At 58.7% G+C, this 20,242-nt stretch carries 15 protein-coding genes and 2 pseudogenes; 8 read left to right on the forward strand and 9 right to left on the reverse strand.

Annotation, left to right across the window (positions count from 1 at the left end; all coding sequences use genetic code 11):
• Positions 1 to 7: 7 nt before the first annotated feature.
• From CIT26_RS29415 to CIT26_RS29440, 7 genes and pseudogenes are all read right to left on the reverse strand, one after another.
• Positions 8 to 1,786, reverse strand: a complete 1,779-nt coding sequence (locus CIT26_RS29415; protein ID WP_143747937.1) for a ThiF family adenylyltransferase — start codon at positions 1,784 to 1,786, stop codon at positions 8 to 10.
• Positions 1,787 to 1,985: 199 nt separating this feature from the next.
• Positions 1,986 to 2,109, reverse strand: a pseudogene (locus CIT26_RS38940) (formyltetrahydrofolate deformylase); the annotation flags it as partial.
• A gap of 1 nt (position 2,110) precedes the next feature.
• Positions 2,111 to 2,933: pseudogene (locus tag CIT26_RS29420) on the reverse strand (electron transfer flavoprotein subunit alpha/FixB family protein); the annotation flags it as partial.
• A 99-nt stretch (positions 2,934 to 3,032) separates the two neighbouring features.
• Entirely contained in the window at positions 3,033 to 4,370 is a 1,338-nt protein-coding gene (locus CIT26_RS29425; protein WP_425350386.1) for an NAD(P)/FAD-dependent oxidoreductase, read from the reverse strand.
• Positions 4,370 to 5,257: a dihydrodipicolinate synthase family protein gene (locus tag CIT26_RS29430; RefSeq protein ID WP_095495827.1), complete on the reverse strand. Its 888-nt coding sequence runs from the start codon at positions 5,255 to 5,257 to the stop codon at positions 4,370 to 4,372. Before CIT26_RS29430 ends, CIT26_RS29425 begins: the two co-directional genes overlap by 1 nt.
• A gap of 1 nt (position 5,258) precedes the next feature.
• Positions 5,259 to 6,746 (reverse strand): aldehyde dehydrogenase, encoded by a 1,488-nt coding sequence (locus CIT26_RS29435; RefSeq protein WP_095495828.1) that lies wholly within the window; start codon positions 6,744 to 6,746, stop codon positions 5,259 to 5,261.
• Between the two features lie 36 nt (positions 6,747 to 6,782).
• Positions 6,783 to 7,487 carry a GntR family transcriptional regulator gene (locus CIT26_RS29440; RefSeq protein ID WP_095495829.1) on the reverse strand — a complete coding sequence of 235 codons (705 nt, stop codon included), beginning with the start codon at positions 7,485 to 7,487 and terminating at the stop codon, positions 6,783 to 6,785.
• 237 nt (positions 7,488 to 7,724) lie between these two features.
• Here CIT26_RS29440 and CIT26_RS29445 point away from each other — a divergent pair, with 237 nt between their 5' ends.
• The 8 genes from CIT26_RS29445 to CIT26_RS29480 all read left to right on the forward strand — a co-directional run bounded on the left by CIT26_RS29445 (position 7,725) and on the right by CIT26_RS29480 (position 17,502).
• Entirely contained in the window at positions 7,725 to 8,690 is a 966-nt protein-coding gene (locus tag CIT26_RS29445) for a GlxA family transcriptional regulator (RefSeq protein ID WP_095495836.1), read from the forward strand.
• Between the two features lie 360 nt (positions 8,691 to 9,050).
• A complete protein-coding gene (locus CIT26_RS29450) occupies positions 9,051 to 10,061 on the forward strand; it encodes a LysR substrate-binding domain-containing protein (RefSeq protein ID WP_245319604.1) in 1,011 nt (336 codons plus the stop codon).
• A gap of 244 nt (positions 10,062 to 10,305) precedes the next feature.
• Entirely contained in the window at positions 10,306 to 11,289 is a 984-nt protein-coding gene (locus tag CIT26_RS29455) for an ABC transporter permease (RefSeq protein WP_095495830.1), read from the forward strand.
• 18 nt (positions 11,290 to 11,307) lie between these two features.
• Positions 11,308 to 12,339: a glycine betaine/L-proline ABC transporter substrate-binding protein ProX gene (gene proX / locus CIT26_RS29460; RefSeq protein WP_095495837.1), complete on the forward strand. Its 1,032-nt coding sequence runs from the start codon at positions 11,308 to 11,310 to the stop codon at positions 12,337 to 12,339.
• 77 nt (positions 12,340 to 12,416) lie between these two features.
• Positions 12,417 to 13,469, forward strand: coding sequence for a quaternary amine ABC transporter ATP-binding protein (locus tag CIT26_RS29465; RefSeq protein WP_095495831.1), 1,053 nt, complete (start codon positions 12,417 to 12,419; stop codon positions 13,467 to 13,469).
• 158 nt (positions 13,470 to 13,627) lie between these two features.
• Positions 13,628 to 14,395, forward strand: coding sequence for an SDR family NAD(P)-dependent oxidoreductase (locus tag CIT26_RS29470; RefSeq protein ID WP_095495832.1), 768 nt, complete (start codon positions 13,628 to 13,630; stop codon positions 14,393 to 14,395).
• Positions 14,396 to 14,704: 309 nt separating this feature from the next.
• Positions 14,705 to 16,225 (forward strand): trimethylamine methyltransferase family protein, encoded by a 1,521-nt coding sequence (locus CIT26_RS29475; RefSeq protein WP_095495833.1) that lies wholly within the window; start codon positions 14,705 to 14,707, stop codon positions 16,223 to 16,225.
• A 221-nt stretch (positions 16,226 to 16,446) separates the two neighbouring features.
• The gene (locus tag CIT26_RS29480) at positions 16,447 to 17,502 is read left to right on the forward strand and encodes a GlxA family transcriptional regulator (RefSeq protein WP_095495834.1); all 1,056 of its coding nucleotides are present in this window, start codon (positions 16,447 to 16,449) and stop codon (positions 17,500 to 17,502) included.
• Between the two features lie 174 nt (positions 17,503 to 17,676).
• Here the strand turns inward: CIT26_RS29480 and CIT26_RS29485 are convergent, their stop codons facing one another.
• Positions 17,677 to 19,719: a hydantoinase/oxoprolinase family protein gene (locus tag CIT26_RS29485; protein WP_095495835.1), complete on the reverse strand. Its 2,043-nt coding sequence runs from the start codon at positions 19,717 to 19,719 to the stop codon at positions 17,677 to 17,679.
• 174 nt (positions 19,720 to 19,893) lie between these two features.
• A partial coding sequence (locus CIT26_RS29490; RefSeq protein WP_143747938.1) for an SDR family NAD(P)-dependent oxidoreductase occupies positions 19,894 to 20,242 on the reverse strand: 349 nt, incomplete at its 5' end.

The raw sequence follows: 20,242 nt of genomic DNA on the forward strand, positions 1-20,242 counted from the left end.
AGCCATACTACGGGTTGCATCCGCATTCCTGCATGGGAGGCAACACGTCGACCCGCCAAGACGGCGGCACCCGCTTGATGCCGTGATGTAATGTGAGGGTGTGAACCAAGGATTCCTTGAAATCGTCTGGCTGCGAAAGAATGTCCACGGTCAAGCGGACAGCTTCCAAAGATAATTCATGGAGATCGAATGAAGCCCCAGTGAAGGTCAGCTCGGCGCATCCAGCCGGCTGATTCAGCCCTGATGTTTCTCCTGATCCAGGAGCTTTATCGATCAAATCTTTCGCATAGGCGAATTCGCGGCAGGTTGGACAGCCGGATTTCGGCTGGTAGGCAGCAACGACACCTCCCTTCAATGACAGCGTCCCAAAAAGAGAGATCATCGGTTTGCCCGCGGACTTGCAGTGATCAGCCAGCAAACGTGAGATTCCGGAAGAGGCCGTCGCGTCGATGACGATGTCCGCCTTCCCAAAGATCGGCGGTAGAACTGAATGGTCTCCTCCGTTCCCGTGGGCAGCCGTGGCTATCCCTACGGTGTGATCGATCGCCTCGACCTCGACCCCTGGGTATTCGGATTCCACATGCTGCTTGACGGCAGCGGTCTTTCGCATTCCCCAGGCCGTCGCACCAAGCTGCCATCGGATGGAGTTTCCTGGTTCGACGATGTCATGGTCAATGACGGTGAGATGGGAACAGCCGTTGCGGGCAAGCTCGATCGCAACTGGGGCACCAATAGCTCCCATTCCGAAGATGGCGATCACCTTGTCCTTCAAGATGCCCACCGACGGAACTCGGGCACCGATGTCTGTGGTCCCGGCGCGGAGCGTGGGCACGATGATCATCGAGGGGCGGGTACCTCTCTGCCCCTGCTTCACTGGCCGGAACGACTTTGCGGGTCCGTAACGCAGTGGAAATAGCCAGGTGTCGCCGTCAATACCGTGGCTGAGTTCCGTCGCCTGGACAGTGACCGACATCGAAATGGCGGGCGAGCCACTGGTGATCGAGCGGCCTCCGAAGGTAAGCTGGTCCTGCACCTTCCGATCACGCCCACCCTCGGGCGATGGCGGCGCGAAATAACCTACGCGCCGCCATGGAAATGTGCCCGTGACCTTCTTCAGTTCAAGTCCGCGGGGAAGCGGAAATTTTCGGGCAGCTAGAACGGATCCGTCCTTAGCCCTGATTTCGTCTACGGCACCTTGGAACCTGATTTTGTCGTCCATCTTCTGCAGGGAGTAAGACGCCCGCAGCGTTCCCTCAGTTTCACCTCCTACGTTCCAGGCGGTGTCGATCAACATGTAGCTGCCGTCGACATAGCCATCGAATCCGGGGGCGATGGCGTTCCACCAGAACTCCATCGGTTCGCCCTGTGGATCCTCCACGCCCGTGCCATTTAGAGCATTGGCGAGTTGTTTCTCCAGAAGTTTCGCCAACGTCCACGCGATTGACCACAGTCCCGTGTCACGGCCCAACAAGCAAAGATTACCGTCAGTCGGTGAGCAGTGCCTGCGCGGAAAGCTTTCTGGGTTTCCTCGAAGGGCGACTTGCGGGCGGACGAAAGGATAGCTGTCGGGGAATACTGCGCGAAGCTCGCAGCTCTCCCCGGATGCCAGCGGCCATTCGAACTCGACGCAGAGCACCCCGTTTTTCAGTTGGTCTTCGTCGATTCGCAGCGAGTCTCGGGCAAAGAAAGCGAGGTCACGCAGTTCGAAATCCAATCGTCCTAAGCAGGCATGCTCCCAGTGGGGGAGCATACCTGCTTTCAGATCGCCACAGCCTATCCAGGTCATCCTACTGGACGATCCGGCGGCTGAGGTGGGTCCTTCGGGCCAGGCGGAACGCCGGGCGGACGACCCGGCGGGCTTGGGACCCAGTCGGGCGCGCCGGGCGGGGTGTTGCCTGGATTGCCGGGGGTTGGGGGCCGTGCCATGTTGATTCTCCATTTGCGTTTGGTGGAAGATACAGATTTTCACATCGCGGCGTTCTCAGCTAAGCTGAGAGTACGATTGCTTTATTTCCGTTGAGCATAATCCGCCGCTCCAGATGCAGCTTGACGGCGTGCAAGGACCCGGCTTTCGATGTCGCGGCCCGTCGCCACGAAATCCTCCGCGCTCGATGACCTTCGAATCCTTCATGCCGGCAAGGTGCTGGATGGCGCCGGAGATGCCGACAGCAATGTAGAGATCGGGCGCCACCACCTTGCCGGTCTGGCCGACCTGCCAGTCGTTCGGCGCATAGCGGCGTCGACCACGGCGCGGAAGCGCCGACGGCGGCACCGAGCTTGTCAGCGACGGGCAGGATGACTTCCTGGAATTTCTCCGAGGAGCCCGGCGCGCGTCCACTGGAGATGATGATCTTGGCCGAGTTCAACTCCGGGCGGTCAGTTTCAGAAAACTTGTTTTCGATGAAAATGGAGAGACCCGGGTGGGCTGCCGCCGAGATATTCTCGACGGCAGCCGCATTGCCTTGGGAGGCGCTTGGAAACGAAGCGGTGCGCACGGTGATCACCTTCTTGGCGTCGCTCGACTGCACCGTCTGGATGGCGTTGCCGGCATAGATCGGCCGCTTGAAGGTGTCGGGCGAGATGACTTCGATGATCTCGGAGACCTGCGCGACATCAAGCAGTGCGGCCACGCGGGGCGCGATATTCTTGCCCGACGAGGTCGCCGGCGCAATGATCGTGTCATAGGCGCCGGCTATGCTGACGACTAACGCCGCCAGAGGTTCGGCAAGGCGTTCGGTGAGTTCGTCGGCTTCGGCGAGCAGCACCTTGCTGACGTCCTTGAGCATGGCGACGGCATCGGCAGCGGCCTTGGCGCCCTTGCCGGCGACCAGCGCATGCACGTCCGAACCGATCTGCAGCGCTGCCGAAAGCGCCTTGGCGGTCTGGTCGGAAAGCGTCGCGTTGTCGTGTTCGGCAATCAGAAGAATAGCCATGCTCTTGTCTCCGTTCTGATCGCTTACAGCACGCCGGCTGTTCTCCCGTTGAGATACGGCCACTCATGGGTCGCGAAGCGAAGTCAGCCTGCAAAGGACCTATTCGCGTCCCGCGCGCCATTCTCTGTATGCGAGGTTCAATCGTGCACCCACGTCGGTAAACGGCTGCGGCGGCAATGCCTGGGGCTTCTCGAATGAGCGGAATATTTCGCCGAGCTGGGACCGATGCCCCACCACGAGCTCCGCCGTTGCGATGCCCGCGGCAGTGGCCTTGGTCGCCCCTATGCCGTTGCACGCGCATGCGGCGAAGATGCGGTCTTCCACTTGGCCAAACAGTGGCACCGAATTCCACGTAAGCGCCATTGCGCCCGCCCAACGATACTGCATCTTCAAGTGACGATGATCGGGAAAGCGGTCCGCGAACTTGCGGTCATGGAGGTCGCTCGCACTCTGGATCGAGCCGGCGCCAACTTCGATTTTTGGGTTGTAGGTATAGCGCGAGCGTATGAGGATTCGGTCGCCATCGGCACCGTTGATACGTCGCACAGTCGTGCCCATCGGCGCGGCCGGTGTCGCTCCCCATTTCCGCGATCCGGCAAGCGTAGAGGGATCGAACGGTTCGGTCATCGAGGCGTAGGTGAAGACGTGGAGAAGTTCACCGCTTCCGAACCCGAAGCTCTCCGCGTGGCCGTTTGTCGCCAGGATCACCCGCCCTGCCCTGACCTCCCCCTTTGGTGTCTTCACCGTGCAGCCGCTTGACGAGGTTTCTATGGACAGGGCGGGCGTCCGCTCAAACAGCCTGACGGGCTCCTGAAACAAATCCGCAATGGCCCTCACCAGCGCTGTAGGCTGCACCATGACCGCACCGGGAGTGAAGAGCCCGGACTTGAAGGATCGCGTGCCCGTGACTTCCTCGATCTCCTCGGCACCGAGAAGCTGGTGCGGTTCGCCCAATGAATTGAGCTTGGACGAGTACGTCGCAAGATGCTCCGTGCCGGCATCGGTCATGGCCACGCTGTATTTGCCACTACGATCGAACACGTCCTTGTCCCAGCCATTTTCTTCCGCCAGTCGGGCGTAATGTTGAATGGCCGTCCGTGCTACCACTATCTCGTTGTGGCTTTTGGAAACAGCGTCCACCCCGAAATTGCCCGACGAAATGTCGTGGGGCAAATCAATGATGAACCCGGAGTTCCGGCCACTGGCCCCGTTTCCGACCACGTCGGCATCGATGACGGCGACGGAAAGCCTTGGATCGAGATCGGCCAGTTGCATAGCGGCGGCCAACCCGGCGAAGCCCGCGCCGATGATGACGACATCGACAGTGATGGCCCGATCCAGCTCGGGCGTTGGCGTCCTCGGAGGAAGCAATGCCGCCCAGCCGGACTCCACGCCATGGGCGGGAAGGCGACGCGCACGAAAGGTCTTGCTGGTCATCATACCGCTTCTTGTTCGACCAGTGCGCCGAGCGCCGTTCGAAGCGCAGCGATGCGGTCGGGCGTAAGGGGACGGAACGGCTTTCTCGCGTTGCCGCAGCCATATCCAGTGAGTTCGGCGGCCGCATACACGCTTGGGACATAGTCGCCGTCCCAAAGAAGGGACATAATTGGCTCCAGTAACTGCCAGAGCGACTGCACGTCGTCCCATCTCTTTTCCCGAGCGGCCTTGACGATCGCCACGCAGGTGCGTGGCGCAATGTTCGCGCCGCCCCAGATCAGACCGGAGCAACCCGCGAACAGGGAGAACGGGACGAGCGGATCGGCCCCGTTGATGACGTCCAAGCCGGTGCCGATCAGCCTGACCTGCGCAATTAAGTCTCCACTGCTGTCCTTGACGGCGCGGAATTCGGGCAGTTCGGAAAGTTTGCGGAGCAGGTCCGGGGTTATGCGTACACCGACCGCCTGGGGCACATTGTAGCCGATGATGGGCAATCCGACCTTGGCGACTTCGGCGTAGAAGTCGAAGACGCTGTTGTCGTCCGACGGACCTTCGAAGAAGGGCGGAAGGATCATCACACCATCCGCACCGGAATCCTTCGCAAACCGCGTCCTCTCGACGACGTCGGTCGTGAGCAATGCCGAGGCCTGGGCGATCACCTTGGCCCGTCCGGCGACGATGCGCGCGCCACGTTCGATAAGGGACCTCGATTCATCCGGCGACAGATAAACATGCATGCCCGTGCCGGAGCTGAACACGATACCGTCGACGCCGGCAGCCAGATACCGCTCGATGAGTTCCTGGAAGCGATCGAAATCGATACGCCCGTTCGAGTCGAACGGAGCCGTGATCGCAAGATTGAGACCGGAGAAAGCAAATGATGACATTTCAGAAACCCTCGTTTGAGCTGCTCAGGTCGATCCAAAGCGTTTTAGTCTGGCAATATTGATCATGCGCGTGGAAAGCCTTGTCCCGGCCGCCGAAGCCCGATTGCTTGTAACCGCCAAACGGCGTGGCGGCGTCCCCCTCCCCGTAGCAGTTCACAGTGACGGTCCCCGCCCGGATCGCCCGTGCGGCCCGAAGCGCCCGTGTGCCGTCGGCGGTGAAAACGGAGGCCGCAAGGCCATATTCGGTCTCGTTGGCCAGCGAGACCGCTTCCGCGAGGGAGTTCACCCCAATGACAGAAACAATCGGCCCGAAAATCTCCTCCCGCACGTGCTTGCTGTCGTGATGGTCGAATTCGATGATCGTGGGCTCGATCGTGGTCCCGTTGAAGACCTTTCCGCCTGCCACCACCTTGCCATCACCTCCCAGATAGGCGCTAACCTTCTCGAAATGCGTGGCAGAGATCAGCGGACCGATGCGGGTCTCTGGATCAAGCGGGTCGCCCACGGTCCAGGTTTTAGCCACTTCCGTCAGCTTTTCGAGGAGGCGGTCCTTCACCTCCTTGTGGACGAAAACTCGCGAGATGGCCGAGCAGTTCTGCCCCATGTTCCAGAACGCGCCGTTGCCAATGTGGGAGGCCACGGCGTCAAGATCGGGAACATCGTCCATCACGATGCAAGGGTTCTTGCCACCCATTTCAAGAACCACTTCCTTCAAATTGCTTTCCGAGGAGTACTTCAGGAAGCGGCGGCCGGTGTCGGTGGAGCCCGTGAACGAAACTGCGTCGACGTCGGGATGGCGGCCGATCGGCTCGCCAACCTCGGGACCGTCACCGGTCAGCACATTGAATACGCCAGCTGGCAGCCCGGCATCGAGGGCGAGCTCTGCGACCCGCAATGTGGTGAGCGAAGTCTCTTCAGCGGGCTTGACGACGATCGTGCACCCCGCGGCAAGAGCAGGGCCAATCTTCCACGCGAGCATGAGAAGAGGGAAGTTCCACGGAAGGACGAGGCCGACGACGCCGATCGGCTCGCGCACGATGAGGCCGAGAGAAGCGTCGTTCGCAGGTGAAACCTGATCGTATATCTTGTCGACGGCTTCGGCATGCCACTTGAGGCTGTTGATAGCCTCGGGCACGTCAATGTTGATGCAGTCGCTGATGGTTTTGCCGCTGTCCAAGCTCTCCATCAGCGCCAGCTCGAGTGCGTTTTCCTCGATGACGGACGCCAGCTTGAGAAGCACCTTTTTCCTATTCGCCGGGGCAAGCTTCGACCACCGGCCGTCCTCAAACGCCAGCCGGGCAGCCGCGACGGCCCGGTCGACATCGGCTGCCGAAGCCGCCGGAAGCTCCGCCAAAACCTCGCCCGTCGCCGGATTGAGGGTTGCAAAGGTTTTGCCCGACAGGGCTGCCACCTGGACCCCGTCCACGATCATCTTGCTGGGCAGTTTGAGCGCAGTCGCCTGCGTCTTGTAGTCGACTTTATTGAGCATTTCTGTTCTCCCTCGTGTCCTACTGACACCGACTGATTATCCTTCGAGTTCGCCTTGCATGCCGCTGGGCACGGCGTAGAGCGCCACATCGCTTCGGAAGACTTCGAGATGGGCGCGCACCACGTCGCCCGCCCGCTCTGCATCATGGGCTTCGATGGCCTCGATCATCTGATCGTGTTGCCGAGCAGCGGTTTCCTGGCCCTTCTGGATCCGCCGATCGCCGTTTTGGCGGTAAAAGATCTTCCCGATCCGGGCGTGGTCAATGAGAAGCTTCTTGAGACTGGGAAGGAGATACTGGTTGCGCGCCATCTTCCCGATGTTCAGATGGAACTGGTGATTGAAGATCACCCTGTTCTCGACGTGGCCGTCGGCAATGGCCTGCCGGAACTTCTGCTGAGTCTGCTTGAGGACTTCGAGGTCCCGAGCGTTATGGTTGAGAGCCGCAAGCTTCGTCGTTCCGACGTAGATCATCGGAGCGACGATCAGGAAATCCCTAAGCGTCTGATAGGACATGATGGACACGCGCGCAGCGCGATTGGCTTCAAGGTCGACATAGCCCTCGCCCGCCATCTGTCTCATGAGTTCGCGGACCGGCGGGCGGGACAGGCCGAATTCCTCACTGAGAGCGACTTCGTCGAGAACCGCCCCCGGCTCGAGCTGCATTGTCAAGATACGATGCACCAGTGTTTCAGCAAGAATGCCCTTTCGGTCCGTCGAGGCAGCGGGATCATTCAGGATCATAGCGGCTCCTTAATTTCAAAGAAAGACATATTGTAGACAAACAGCATGAGTCAAGATAGATAAACGAAATTGCCACCCTGCGGCGACTAGTCTAAGGGGACGGCAGCTCGCAGGGTGTTCCAACGGGTGGAGGCAAGAACGGTGTTTCATTCATCACCACGGCGCAGACAGGCAAGATCCGTTCGGCTCAAGGTCGGGTTCATCCTGGCCCGCTCCTTCACGTTGACCGCCTTCGCCATGTTTATCGACACGCTTAGACTTGCCAGCGATGAATCCGACAGGTCAGGTCGGATCAACGCGGACTGGGAGGTGCTGTCGAACACCCGGCATCTCGTCACGTCGAGCTGCGGCGTCCAGGTCTCGCCGACGTCGTTATTCCTCGACCCAATGGAGTTTGACTACATTGTCGTCGTTGGGGGACGATTGACCGACGGTCAGGCGGTCGACAACGAAACCCTGAGGTACCTTCGGGATGCTGCGTCCAAAGGAGCGCGATTGATCGGAATCTGCACCGGAACGTTCATTTTGGCTGAGGCAGGTCTTATGGCCGCGCACGAGACCTGCGTCAGCTGGCTTCACTACGTCGGCTTCCGGGAGCGATTTCCTGATTTACAGGTTCGGGCGGACAGAATCTATAACTTGGATGCCACGCGGGGATCATGCGCGGGCGGCAGCAGCACTGCCGATCTGGCGGCAGAATTGGTGCGACGGCACATTGGAAACGCGGCCGAGCGGAACGCGCTCGAAGTGCTGCAGATCGACAAAGTTCGGAACGCAGAGTGGGTGCAACCGCGTCGGCCGTTGACGATAGAGACGCACGACCCGAGGCTCCGCGCTGCGCTGATCCTGATGGAGCAGAACATCGAGAACACACTGTCGGTTTCCAGGCTGGCCGCAGCATTGGGCATTTCCCGGCGACAACTCGAACGCCTGTTTTTCAAGGAGGTGAACAGCTCTCCTGGGTTTGTCTACCGCCGGGTGCGGCTGGAGCGCGCAAAGCAACTTCTCAGGAAAAGCGACACCCCTTTGATAGAGGTTGCTATTGGGTCCGGTTTCGAGAACGCCTCTCACTTTGCAAGGGTCTTCCGAAGGGCTTACGGTCAATCACCCTCTGTCTGGAGGCGTTCGGAGTTGACTTCGCCAAGTGTCGAACGTGGAGCTTTGCAGGATACGTACTCACTGGGCGCCGACGCGGTTGAATAACTCGGTGATGGACGGCCGTCTTCCCGTCCACGTCCGCGACGCACATTACGGCGATTACGCCTTGCGACGGGTGCCAGGGTGTTAGCATCGGGTCCTGACAACCCAGTTGTAACGGCCGAGATGAGGATTAGACTAGCAAGAGTCGCAGGGTCGCCCCCTCGAAGAGACATATTGTAGACAAGCTATTTTGATAGGCTATGGTGATGGGCGATGACGAATAGCCTGCCGCGCCGCTCACTTGCGCTTTGGCCCTGGTCGTTTACGAAGCCGATTTTTCCGAAGTACAGGGCGCGTTCGAACACATGCTTCGGGTGCGCACACGGGTTTTACTTCTTCTCAGGGCTGGAGTAATGGTAACTCATGTCAAATTATCGACGGCTTCCGTTGAGTGCGCTGCGCGCATTTGAAGCTGCGGCACGGCATTTGAGTTTTACCAAGGCTGCCAATGAGCTTTCGGTCACTCAGGCGGCAGTGAGCCGCCATATCTTGACGCTGGAAGACCACCTCGACACCCAGCTTTTCAACCGCGGCAACCAGAAGGTGTCATTATCTCCCGCCGGCGAGGAGTTATTTGAAGCTGCGACCCTCAGCCTGGCGCATATTGCAGCGGCTTTTGACAGTGTGAAGAGAGGGCAGAAAGCCCGACGGTTGACGGTCGGCATGCCGATGTCGTTCGCAACGCTGTTTATGAGCCATCGGATTGGAGATTTCGTTGCGAACAACCCAGAGGTCGACCTGCACTTGGTCTCCCTCGAACGCAGCCCGGCGCCGGCGACGGACGGTTTTGATGTGTCCGTGGTAATGGGGTATCTGGCGCGCCCGGGGTTCACAGCCACCGAGCTCTTCGGCGAGGAAGTCTTCCCGGTTTGCAGTAAATCATATCAGACACACTCCCCGCGTATTCTCACTCCGGAGGACCTGGTAAACGAGGTCCTCTTGGATATGGACGATCAGCATTGGTCCGCCTACCCTTGGTCACCCTTCAATTGGGCCCACTGGCTTGGACAGTTCGGCGTTTCGTCCGACTTCAAACGCGCCATCACGTTCACTAGTTATCCAACGATGATCCAGTCAGTGATCAAGGGCTACGGCATCGGGCTGGGCTTCCGTCATTTGGTAAGCGATTACCTCAATGAAGGCACCTTGATAAGGCCTCTGAGTGAAAGCTATCTGACCGGCCGAAAACATCATTTGGTCATTCCGGATACCGCAATTGAGCGAGACGACGTCCAGATCTTCCGCAATTGGCTGATCGCACAGGTCGCAGACCTTAATCCGGTCCCGCCAGCGTCGGCTGCGGAAAACATCAAGGCAGCACCAGTTGCACCCAGCGAGATATCAGCTGGCCATCCAGACCTGACATCCGTCTGATAACATTTAGTCCTGCGGTACATGACTTTTTGTACGGTTGTTTTGCAGCCGCCCCGCCGCTAGCGTTTCTGGACCAATCCGACGCGACAGCCTCTCAAGCCGTACTGAAGGCCCCGTCAGACGGAGAGTCTAATTCCGTAACCAGGTGATGTATGCGACGGCAGCTGACCTATGACACACAGTCGGGCTCGCATCAGCGCTCCGTAGTTATCGCTCACATAGGTCCTGACTGAAAGGAAGTCTAGTGAAGCCCGAAGACGTTCTAGATCCTTTCAAAACCTGGCACTTACCGTTTGGTGAGTGGGTTGATGTTGGGTTGGGGTGGATTGTACAAGAATACCGCCCATTGTTTCAGAGCTTGAAGTGGCCAATTGACCAGCTTCTGAGGGCATTTGATCTCGCGCTGAATGGCATCCCGCCGGTCGTTATAATTTTATGCTTCGGATTGGTAGCGTGGCAGATCGCCGGGTGGCGACTGGCAGTTCAAGTCGCTGGTCTTCTGCTGATTATCGGCTTTCTTGGCATTTGGGGTGAAACGATGACGACACTGTCTCTCGTTTTCACCGCAGTTCTTTTCTGCACGGTTGTTGGCATTCCGGTGGGGGTAATTGCCGCTCGAAGTGACAGGGCGGCTGCCATTTGCCGGCCAATCCTCGACACAATGCAGACGATTCCATCATTCGTCTATCTTGTTCCCGTGGTCATGTTGTTTGGTATCGGCAACGTGCCTGGCGTGATTGTGACGATCGTTTTTGCACTTCCGCCGGTTATCAGGCTGACAACACTAGGCATTCAGCAGGTTTCTGAAGAAGTCGTCGAGGCTATGCGTGCCTTTGGAGCGACCAACAGTCAGATCCTGTTCAAGGCTCAGCTGCCGCTGGCTCTTCCGAGCATAGTGGCAGGCATCAACCAGACGTTGATGATGTCACTATCAATGGTTGTTGTTGCCTCCATGATAGCCGTTGGGGGACTCGGCCAAATGGTTTTGCGCGGCATCGGTCGCCTCGACATCGGGCTGGCTGCAACGGGTGGAATCGGCATTGTCATTCTCGCAATCATTCTAGATCGCCTGACCCAATCCGCGTTTTCTACGCGCAAACGCTTCGCCCACATTGCCTGGCACAAGCGGGGTCCAGCTGCGCTATTCACCGGTATCGTTAAGACCTTCCATGCCTCTCCGGCGCGGCGTGGAGGATTGGAAAGTGGCCGGCAACGGACTTCTAGCTAACAAAGAATGGGAGCGACTATGAGCTATCGGTTTAGAATAAATGGGCATTTTCGGGGGCTTGCCGCCGCTGTTACAGTGCTTGGCACTTTGGCCCTGTCTCCTGGATACGCGGCTGCGGAGGACCTCCCGGGGAAAGGCGTGACCGTTAGGCCACTATATCTTGGCCAGGCGGAAGAATTATTCGAAGCCTACGTCGTTAAGCTAGGCCTCGAGGATCTGGGCTATACAGTTGACGAACCCTCCGCAACCCAGGTTCCACTTGCCCATATAGCGGTAGGGAACGGTGATGCGGATTATTATACGCCGCACTGGTACCCCTTACATATTGCGTTTGCCGAGAAGGCTGGCGGTGATGCCAAGCTTCGTCGCGTCGGGACGCTCGTAAAGAACTCGATCCAGGGGTACTCCATAGACAAGGCCACAGCCGACAAGTACGGCATAAAGACGATCGATCAGTTGAAGGACCCGAAGATTGCCAAGCTGTTCGATGTGGATGGGGACGGTAAAGCAGACCTGTATGGCTGTGATCCGGGCTGGGGATGCGAACGTATCATAGAACATAACCTTGATGCATACGGCCTTCGGGATGCCGTCACGCACAAGCAGGGTGAGTATTTTGCTCTGCTTCCTGACGTCATCCAGCGGATTCAGTCCGGCAGTCCAACTTTGTATTACAGCTGGACACCCAACTGGCTACAAGGGGTTTTGCGCCATGGAAAAGAGGTTGTCTGGCTGACGGTTCCGTTCACGGCGTTGCCCGACGAACAGGCTGGCGCGAACACGACGGTTCCAGGCATTGGAAACCTGGGATTTTCCGTGAACAATCATCACGTGATTGCCAACACACCCTTCCTCGAGAAAAACCCCGTCGCAAATAAATGGTTCGAGCTCGTCGAGGTCCCAATTCAGGATATCGACGACGAGAATCTTCTTATTCACAAAGGTGAGAAGTCCAACGAGGACATCCACGGTCATGCTGAGGCCTGGAAGAAGGCCCACCTCGACCAGTGGAATACTTGGATAGCTCAAGCAAAACAGGCAGGTAAGTAACGCTGGACTGCGGAAAGCATGCTCGCCCGGTAAGCTTTACGCTGCCGGGCGACACCTCTCAACCGTGGAGCTTATCTTTGGAAGCGCATGCCATTGAATTCAAGGATGTTTGGAAGGTCTTCGGGACGAACTCGAAGTTCGACCTTGCGAGTATCCAGCGCGATGATCTTTCGAAGGCCGCACTCTTGGAGAAACATGGGTGCGTAGCCGCCGTCGCCGGTGTCTCCTTTAAGGTAGAGGCCGGTGAGATCTTCTGTGTCATGGGACTGTCCGGGAGCGGAAAGTCAACGCTGGTCCGACATGTGAATCGTTTGATCAAACCCAGCGCTGGCCAGATCATTGTTGGCGGCGAGGATATCAATCGGAAGTCCGAAAATGAGATGCGAGAACTCCGTGCCCGGACAATGGGGATGGTTTTCCAGAATGTGGCGCTCCTGCCTCACCGAACGGTCCGCGACAATGTGGCTCTGAGTCTGGAGCTACGAAAGGCAAGCGTCCGACAACGCTGTGAGATTGCGGAGGAAAAGCTGGAGTTGGTGCAACTGGCGGGCTGGGGAGATCGTTATCCTGATGAGCTCTCTGGCGGAATGAAGCAGAGAGTAGGGCTTGCCCGAGCCTTGGCGGCTGATCCTGCGATTTTGTTGATGGATGAGCCATTTTCGGCGCTGGATCCGCTCATACGACGCGACCTACAGGACGAGTTCAAAGCGCTTTCGACGAAGTTGGGTAAAACCACGCTTTTCATCACTCACGATCTGGATGAAGCAGTCCGGTTGGGACACCAAATCGGTGTCATGAAAGACGGGAAGATGCTTCAGATCGGCTCCGCGGATGACATTCTCGGAAATCCCAAAGACCCGTATGTTGAAAGATTTGTCCAAGGAAGCAGCCGGTTGAAGCTTCTGAAAGCCGAGTCCGTGATGTTGCCGCTTACCGAATTTGCGAGTGTCGGTGACGGCATGGCCTTGGCGGATGCCCCACGGCTCAGTCTTGATACTCCGATCAAAGAAATGCTCGACCTGTCTCATCGACATGGGAATTTGCCGTTAGTGGTTGTCGATGCAGGCGGAGTTGATGTGGGCATCGTGACCGCATCCTTACTTTTGCGCGGTGTACATGACAGGATTTAGCTAGGCTAAAACCGTTTAGAATAGACCGAAATCATAAGTACGTTACTATTTGTTGTTAGTCGTGGACGAGTGTTTCTGCTATATAAGTTCGTGCTCGATGCTGAGCTGACGGCTAAAAGAATTGTGAGCCACGAATCCCCGAAATTGGTTGTTGAACAATGAAGAACCCTGAAAAGAAAACCGTGGTGGTAACTGGAGCTGCTGGCGGAATGGGCCAAGCAATCTGCAAAAGGTTCGTGGCTAACGGATATTTTGTAATCGCCGGTGACGCCAACGCGAAGCGGTTGATTGACACGACTGACGAGCTCAACCGAAGTGGGCAAAATGCTTTGGCCAAGCCTGGCGACCTGAGAAGCAAGGCGTATTGCGAGGATCTCATCGATACCGCTATCAGCCTTACCGGTCGGCTGGACGCCCTCGTTAACAATGCGGGCGTCATCACGCGCGGTACAATCCTCGAAACAAGCGACGAGGACTGGGACAGAACCTTCGATATCAATCTGAAATCGATATTTTACACCTGCAGACGGGCCGTGGCCTTCATGAAGGACCATGGTGGCGGTTCGATCGTGAATATCTCCTCGACCTGGGGCATTTATCCAGGGCCGACCCACGCAGCTTACTGCGCGAGCAAAGCAGCCGTGGCAACGTTTTCGAGGTGTCTCGGCCGTGATCACGCAGGGGATGGGATAAGGATCAATGCCGTCTGCCCCGGCGAGATAGATACACCCATGCTTCGCTCAGGCTTTATCCATCGCGGTTTCGATCCCGACACAGCGGTTGCCGAGCTCAGCAAGTCAAATCCGCTTGGCCGACTTGGCGACCCGGAGGATATTGCTGATGCGGTGTACTTCCTGAGCTCTGACGCCGCTCGCTTCATCGCGGGGACCGCACTCGAAGTCCACGGTGCCAAGGCCGTCTATTAAACAGTCCCTGCCCCTGCCTACCAAACGGTGCCCGATATTGTGACTTTGGGTCTGGGACTGCAAAAGGTCGGCGTGCGTGTTGTCCCTAAGAAGCGGCTTGTCAAATCGACATGAAAACAGGTCGCTATTGTGCGTCAACGGCGCGCTGGGTCGACCTCGGCATTGTCACGCATACTCGTTTTGCTCGGCATTCAGAACTGGCTTTAGGCTGGCGGTCATAACCTCAGTTCATAAGTTACATTCCTTTTTATTGTTAGTTCCCGCATTTGTTATGCCCTATATTCTCGCCTCAAATCAGGGATTATAAAAATGTCCGCAAGATCTGGAGGCCGAGACGCTCGGCAAAAGCTACGTTCTGACAGGACGGTAACTTACTTGCCGTCGCTGGAGCGGGGTCTGCCTTATATGGATTTGCTGAGCCCGGATGATTTGCTTAGGCTTCACAACATTTCGATGCAAATACTTGAAGAGATAGGCATCGAATTCCGAGATGACGAGGCCGTCGAAATGTGGCGGGCAGCCGGTGCCGACGTGACCGGTCAGCGCGTTAGGATCGACAGAAACCAGCTGCTGGAACTTGTGGCAAAGGCCCCAGAAACCATCACGGTTCACGCTCGGAATCCCGCCAGGACCGTCACTCTCGGCGGTCGAAAGACCATCTTTACCCCAGCGTACGGTTCACCGAATGTACTTGACCTTGAGGGCAAGCGACGGAACGCGACAATTGAGGATTTCGTCAATTTTGCGAAACTCGCCTACCAAGCCCCCGCAATGCATATGACGGGTGGAGTTCTTTGCGAGCCGATGGATATTGCCGTCCCGAAGCGCCACCTGCACATGAACTACAGTTTGATACGGTACTCCGACAAGCCATTTATGGGAGCTGTGACCTCGCGTGAGAGGGCAGAAGACACGGTCGCTATGGCCAAGATTGTCTTCGGGGACGAGTTCGTTAACAACAACACTGTGATGGTGTCGCTTGCCAACTGCAATTCGCCACTCGTTTGGGACGCGACCATGCTCGATGCGGTCAAGGTCTACTCCGCAAACAACCAGGCCATGATCTTCGCGCCGTTTGTCCTTGGTGGCGCCAGCACCCCGGCCAGCACTGTAGCTGCAGTCGCGCAGCTTAATGCCGAAGCACTTGCTGGCGTTGCCTTTGCGCAGCTGATCCGGCCGGGAGCGCCTTGCATTTATGGGCAGTGGTTGGCGACCGTTTCAATGAAAAGCGGCGCGCCAATGGCAGGAACACCCGAGATCTGCCACATGAATATGTTGGTGGGTCAACTGGCCAGACACTACAAGCTGCCTTGGCGCTGCAGTGGCAGCAACACAAGTTCAAAGCTCGTCGATGCCCAGGCAGGCTATGAGGCCGCCCGCAATATGTACGGCGCACTTATCGCCGGTGCGAACTTTGTGCTTTCGTCCACCGGTTATCTCGAAGCAGCTTTGACCCAGAGCTATAGCAAGTTCATGCTCGATGCTGAGCAGATGGTGATGTTCTATAAGCTTGGGCAAGGCATAGTTATGCGCGAGATGGATGAAACGCTCGATGCGATCCGACAAAGTGAGCCAGGCAGTCATTATCTTGGTACCGAACATACCCTGAAGAATTTCGAGCAGGCCTTTTTCGTACCTGACTTGATGAACCACGACAGCTTTGAGCAATGGTCCTTCGCCGGCGCTAAGGATGCCAACACGCGGGGACGCGATGCAGCTGTGCGGGCCCTGAAGGAATATGAAGCACCGCCGATCGACGAAGCAATCGACGAAGAGCTCCTTGACTTCATGAAACGTCGGGAACTCGTGATCGGTGACGCTGTACTTTAGGCGCAGGATAACACCAGTGGCTGTTTGGATGAGTGGCGTCCACACAGCGAGCATCGAGGACGAGAACTGGCAGCACCCTCGGCTAGATCGCCTACTAAAGCTCGCAGGGCGCATGAACCTACCCTCGAACGCGCGCCCAGCAATAGCCGAAATCGCCCCAGGCTTTTCCGGGTTCGACAACAGCTCGGTCAGCCAATTGCGAAAGGTATGGAGGAATCCTAATGAACGCACCTCCCAATATGAATGCCATGAAGTCATTATCCACGCCTGAGGATCTGGTAAAGGGCGGCCGACCAATTGAGCTGGTGGTTCTGGTATTGCCGGGATTCTCGCACCTGGCGCTTCACGCCTTCATCGAACCTTTCCGGATCGCCAATACGGTATCCAAGCTGACCCTGTTCCGGTGGCGGATCGCGGGATCCGACGCCCAATCCGTCAAGGGGGCGAGCGGCCTCTCGATCGCTGTTGATGTAACGATTGACGAACTGAACTCTTGTTTAGGCGGACGGGGGCCACATCATCTCGCAGTTTTCGCGGGCGAGCCGGTGGGCCGGCGACTGACGCCACAATTCAATAATTTCTTGCGCACGATCGCACGCCGCCGGGTTCCAATATCCGCGGTTGGAACAGCGACATGGCTGCTCGCGCAGACCGGTCTGCTGGCAGGCACACGCTGCACGATTCACTGGTCGCGGCTGGCCGCCTTCACGGAAGTATTCAGCCAGCCGCAGATTCGCGATGCTCTCTTCGTCAAGGATGGGCAGTTTTCGACATGCGCGGGGGAACTGGCAGCCTTCGACTTGGCGGTCGATCTGATCGCCAGCCATGTCGGCGGGTTTACCGCACAGGAGGTTTGCCGCTACGCGACCGTCGACGGTCAGCGCTCAGGTTCCAACCGTCAGACCGGGCCGTCGGGTCTGGCTTTTGCGGGTGTAAGCGATAAGTTGCTGATGGCTATGAGGCTCATGGAAGAGAATATTGAATACCCGCTGACGATGACAGAAGTTGCGCAACGGGCTGGCCTGTCGCGGCGCCAATTGGAACGCTTGTTTGCTGCACACGTGCACATGCCGCCGGTACGCCACTACCTCCGGATCCGTGTCGCTCATGCCAAGCGCCTGATTGAAGGCACAAGCATGCCCATTATCGATATCGCAATGGCCTGCGGATTTTTGTCGCCTTCACACTTCGCAAAGTGCTTCAGAACTTTCAACGGCCTCTCGCCGCAGCAGTGTCGTGCAACGACGCCGGCATGGGTCGGACCCGGCCTCGGCTAGACAACACGAAACCGCAGGATGGCTGCGATCCAGTTCGTCTAGCGTTTATTGGACGTGCCCAGCCGAGACCAAGAAGGGCCAGCCCTCCCGCGGTCCACCCGACGAGTGTGTGCAACGACATACCGAACAGTTTCGGGCGCGTTGCGCGGAGACGTTCGTGAGGCCTCCTAATGCCTAGACCGCTATCCTAGGCCTTCCCGAGGCCACCGCCACCACATGTGCCTCGATGAACATGCGCTGGCTTTCGACCGTGGAAACGCGGCATTCGGTGGTGACGTCGATCTCGGCGCTGTCGGTGCCTGCATCTCTGGCGCGCTCTGCAACGATGGCGCGGACATCGGCCTCGGCCGCCGCGATCGCCGCAGCCTCATCGAGGAAATCGCGAACCTTTCCGCCAGAGGCAAGCCGGAACAGCCCTTCCTTGGGTTGGCTGACCTGTGCTTCGGCGGATACCCGCACCTGGCCGACAACGGCTCCGAGCGCATTGGCGACGTCGGTATCCTCCGGCACCACGCAGTCATTACCGACCAGTTCGGCTAGGCCGGCATAGTGCAGCGGCGCCGAGGCGCCTAGACCGATGACCGGCCGGTCGAGCGCGACGCTCAGGCGGGCGATGCCGGGATGGGCGTCGACGGCACGCTGCACCAGCGCGTGGGCCACCGTCGCCGCGCCGTCGAGCCCGTCTTCGGCAAAGGCAGTCTCCAAGATATATTCGGCCGACCAACGCGTCAGGGTTACCAGCACCCGTTTCGACAGTGCTTCCGGCGAAGGGGCTATGGGCTGGCCGCGCCTGTCACGCTTGCGGGCAAACAGTTCGGCGCCGAGCCGGGCGGTCACTGGATCCCAGTTCGCCTGCTTGCCCATCACATGGGCGGCGTCTGACGGCGTGAACCCGGCGACATGCACCAGCCCGCGCGACACCAGCCGGTCGAGCGTCGCATTCTGGGAATTCGAGGTGAGCAGTTTGTCGAGAGCGACGGCCACGGCACCGATTGCCTCGTAGAGCCGCGCTTCGGGAGCGGTGAGGCCGGCGGCAAGCCTGTCCGGCACGCCGGTGCGCACCGCGAAGCGGCCGTCCATACGGCCGGGATTGGGCGCGCGCAGCTGACGTTCCAGTTCGACGGTCACCGCTTCGCCATGCGCCATGCCCGCTAGCGCCAGCGGCACGAGCCGGCGCGGCCCGAGCAAAATATTCGGGATGAGCGCGCCGTCCTCCAGCGTCACTTCCGAATCGCCGCCAAGGCCGAAAGTGCGCATGGCGACGGCCTCGACCATGGTGCGGAAGGTGCCGACGGTGGCGCCTTCCAGGTCGAGCCGCGGCCGGCCCTTGTCGAGCACGGCGACGTCGGTGGTGGTGCCGCCGATGTCGGACACCACGGCGTAGTCGAGCCCGGTCATGTGGCGGGCGCCAACCAAACTGGCGGCGGGGCCGGACAGAATCGTCTCGATCGGCCGCTGGCGGGCAAACGCCGCCGAAACCAGCGCGCCGTCGCCACGCACCACCATCAGGGGTGCTGCGATTTTGCGCCGCTTGAGAAAGCCTTCGGTCGCCGCCACCAGCCGGTCGATCATCGCGATCAGCCTGGCGTTGAGCAGCGTCGTCAGCGCCCGGCGCGGACCGCCAAGCCTGGCCGAAAGCTCATAGCTGGCGGTGACCGGCAAGCCGGTCCTCTCGCGGATCAGCTTGCAGGCGGCGGTCTCATGCGCTGGATTGCGGGTGGCGAAATAGGCGCAGACGGCAAAACCCGATACTGACGCGCCGAGTTCTGGCAAAGCCGCTTCGAGACCGGACAGGTCGAGCCCAGCGGTGTTGCCGTGCACATCGTGGCCACCGGGGCAGAACACGACCGGATCGGTGCCAAGCGCCGCCTTGAGCCCGTCGCGGGCAAGATCGGCCTCGGAAAAGCCGATCATGACCAGCGCAACCCGGCCGCCCTGGCCCTCGACCAGCGCATTGGTGGCCAGCGTCGTCGACATCGACACCAGTTTTATATCGGCTGGATCGGTGCGGACCTTCTGCAGCACAGCGTCGACCGCTCCGGATATGCCGACGGCGAGATCGTGCCTGGTGGTCAGCGCCTTGGCCTTGGCCAACACCTTGCCCTTGTTCGGCCCGTGCTGCGGGCCTTCGGTTTCAGACCACAGCACGGCATCGGTGTAGGTGCCGCCGGTGTCGATCCCGAGGAACAGCGGCTTTGGCTTGGTCTTGGCTCTCATTGAGGATGGCGGTTCGGCTGAAGTGTGTCTGTTCCACGCCTCAGCCGATGCGGAGCGAGCTGCGCGCCCGCAAGAGAGCGAAGGTCAACACCATCGCGTGGCTCAAGGGAGGGCCAGGATGATCCTGGCGAGCGAGAGCCCTTGTTGCAACCCGTTCGAGTCGCCAACGCACTACTATAGCTGCGGCTTCGTCAGCTTGGCCCGATATTCCTCGTCCAAGATGGCGGGCAGGGATATCTTTTTGGTTCGCGCGCCGTCGACGGAGATCATTTCACCGCTAACGAAGCTGGACTCCTCACTGGCCAACCAAAGGACCGCATTGGCTATCTCCTTTGGAGCGCCAATTCTTCCTACCGGGTGAAGTTGTCCCAATTCCCGCTCGATCAAGCTTCGGTCCGGGTGCATCTCGACGTAGGCACGATTCAGCTCGGTATCGATCCAGCCGGGGCAAACCGTGTTGCAACGTATACCATCCGGCCCGAGGTCAACTGCCAGTCCCAGCGTAAGACCATGCACGCCGGCC

This window comes from Mesorhizobium temperatum (assembly GCF_002284575.1).
Taxonomy (GTDB): Bacteria; Pseudomonadota; Alphaproteobacteria; order Rhizobiales; family Rhizobiaceae; genus Mesorhizobium; species Mesorhizobium temperatum.

Coding starts and splice junctions, on each gene's coding strand:
- CIT26_RS29415 (WP_143747937.1), bottom strand. CDS start 1,786: ATGACCTGGATAGGCTGTGGCGATCTGAAAGCAGGTATGCTCCCCCAC.
- CIT26_RS29425 (WP_425350386.1), bottom strand. CDS start 4,370: ATGACCAGCAAGACCTTTCGTGCGCGTCGCCTTCCCGCCCATGGCGTG.
- CIT26_RS29430 (WP_095495827.1), bottom strand. CDS start 5,257: ATGTCATCATTTGCTTTCTCCGGTCTCAATCTTGCGATCACGGCTCCG.
- CIT26_RS29435 (WP_095495828.1), bottom strand. CDS start 6,746: ATGCTCAATAAAGTCGACTACAAGACGCAGGCGACTGCGCTCAAACTG.
- CIT26_RS29440 (WP_095495829.1), bottom strand. CDS start 7,487: ATGATCCTGAATGATCCCGCTGCCTCGACGGACCGAAAGGGCATTCTT.
- CIT26_RS29445 (WP_095495836.1), top strand. CDS start 7,725: ATGTTTATCGACACGCTTAGACTTGCCAGCGATGAATCCGACAGGTCA.
- CIT26_RS29450 (WP_245319604.1), top strand. CDS start 9,051: ATGTCAAATTATCGACGGCTTCCGTTGAGTGCGCTGCGCGCATTTGAA.
- proX (WP_095495837.1), top strand. CDS start 11,308: ATGAGCTATCGGTTTAGAATAAATGGGCATTTTCGGGGGCTTGCCGCC.
- CIT26_RS29470 (WP_095495832.1), top strand. CDS start 13,628: ATGAAGAACCCTGAAAAGAAAACCGTGGTGGTAACTGGAGCTGCTGGC.
- CIT26_RS29475 (WP_095495833.1), top strand. CDS start 14,705: ATGTCCGCAAGATCTGGAGGCCGAGACGCTCGGCAAAAGCTACGTTCT.
- CIT26_RS29480 (WP_095495834.1), top strand. CDS start 16,447: ATGAACGCACCTCCCAATATGAATGCCATGAAGTCATTATCCACGCCT.
- CIT26_RS29485 (WP_095495835.1), bottom strand. CDS start 19,719: ATGAGAGCCAAGACCAAGCCAAAGCCGCTGTTCCTCGGGATCGACACC.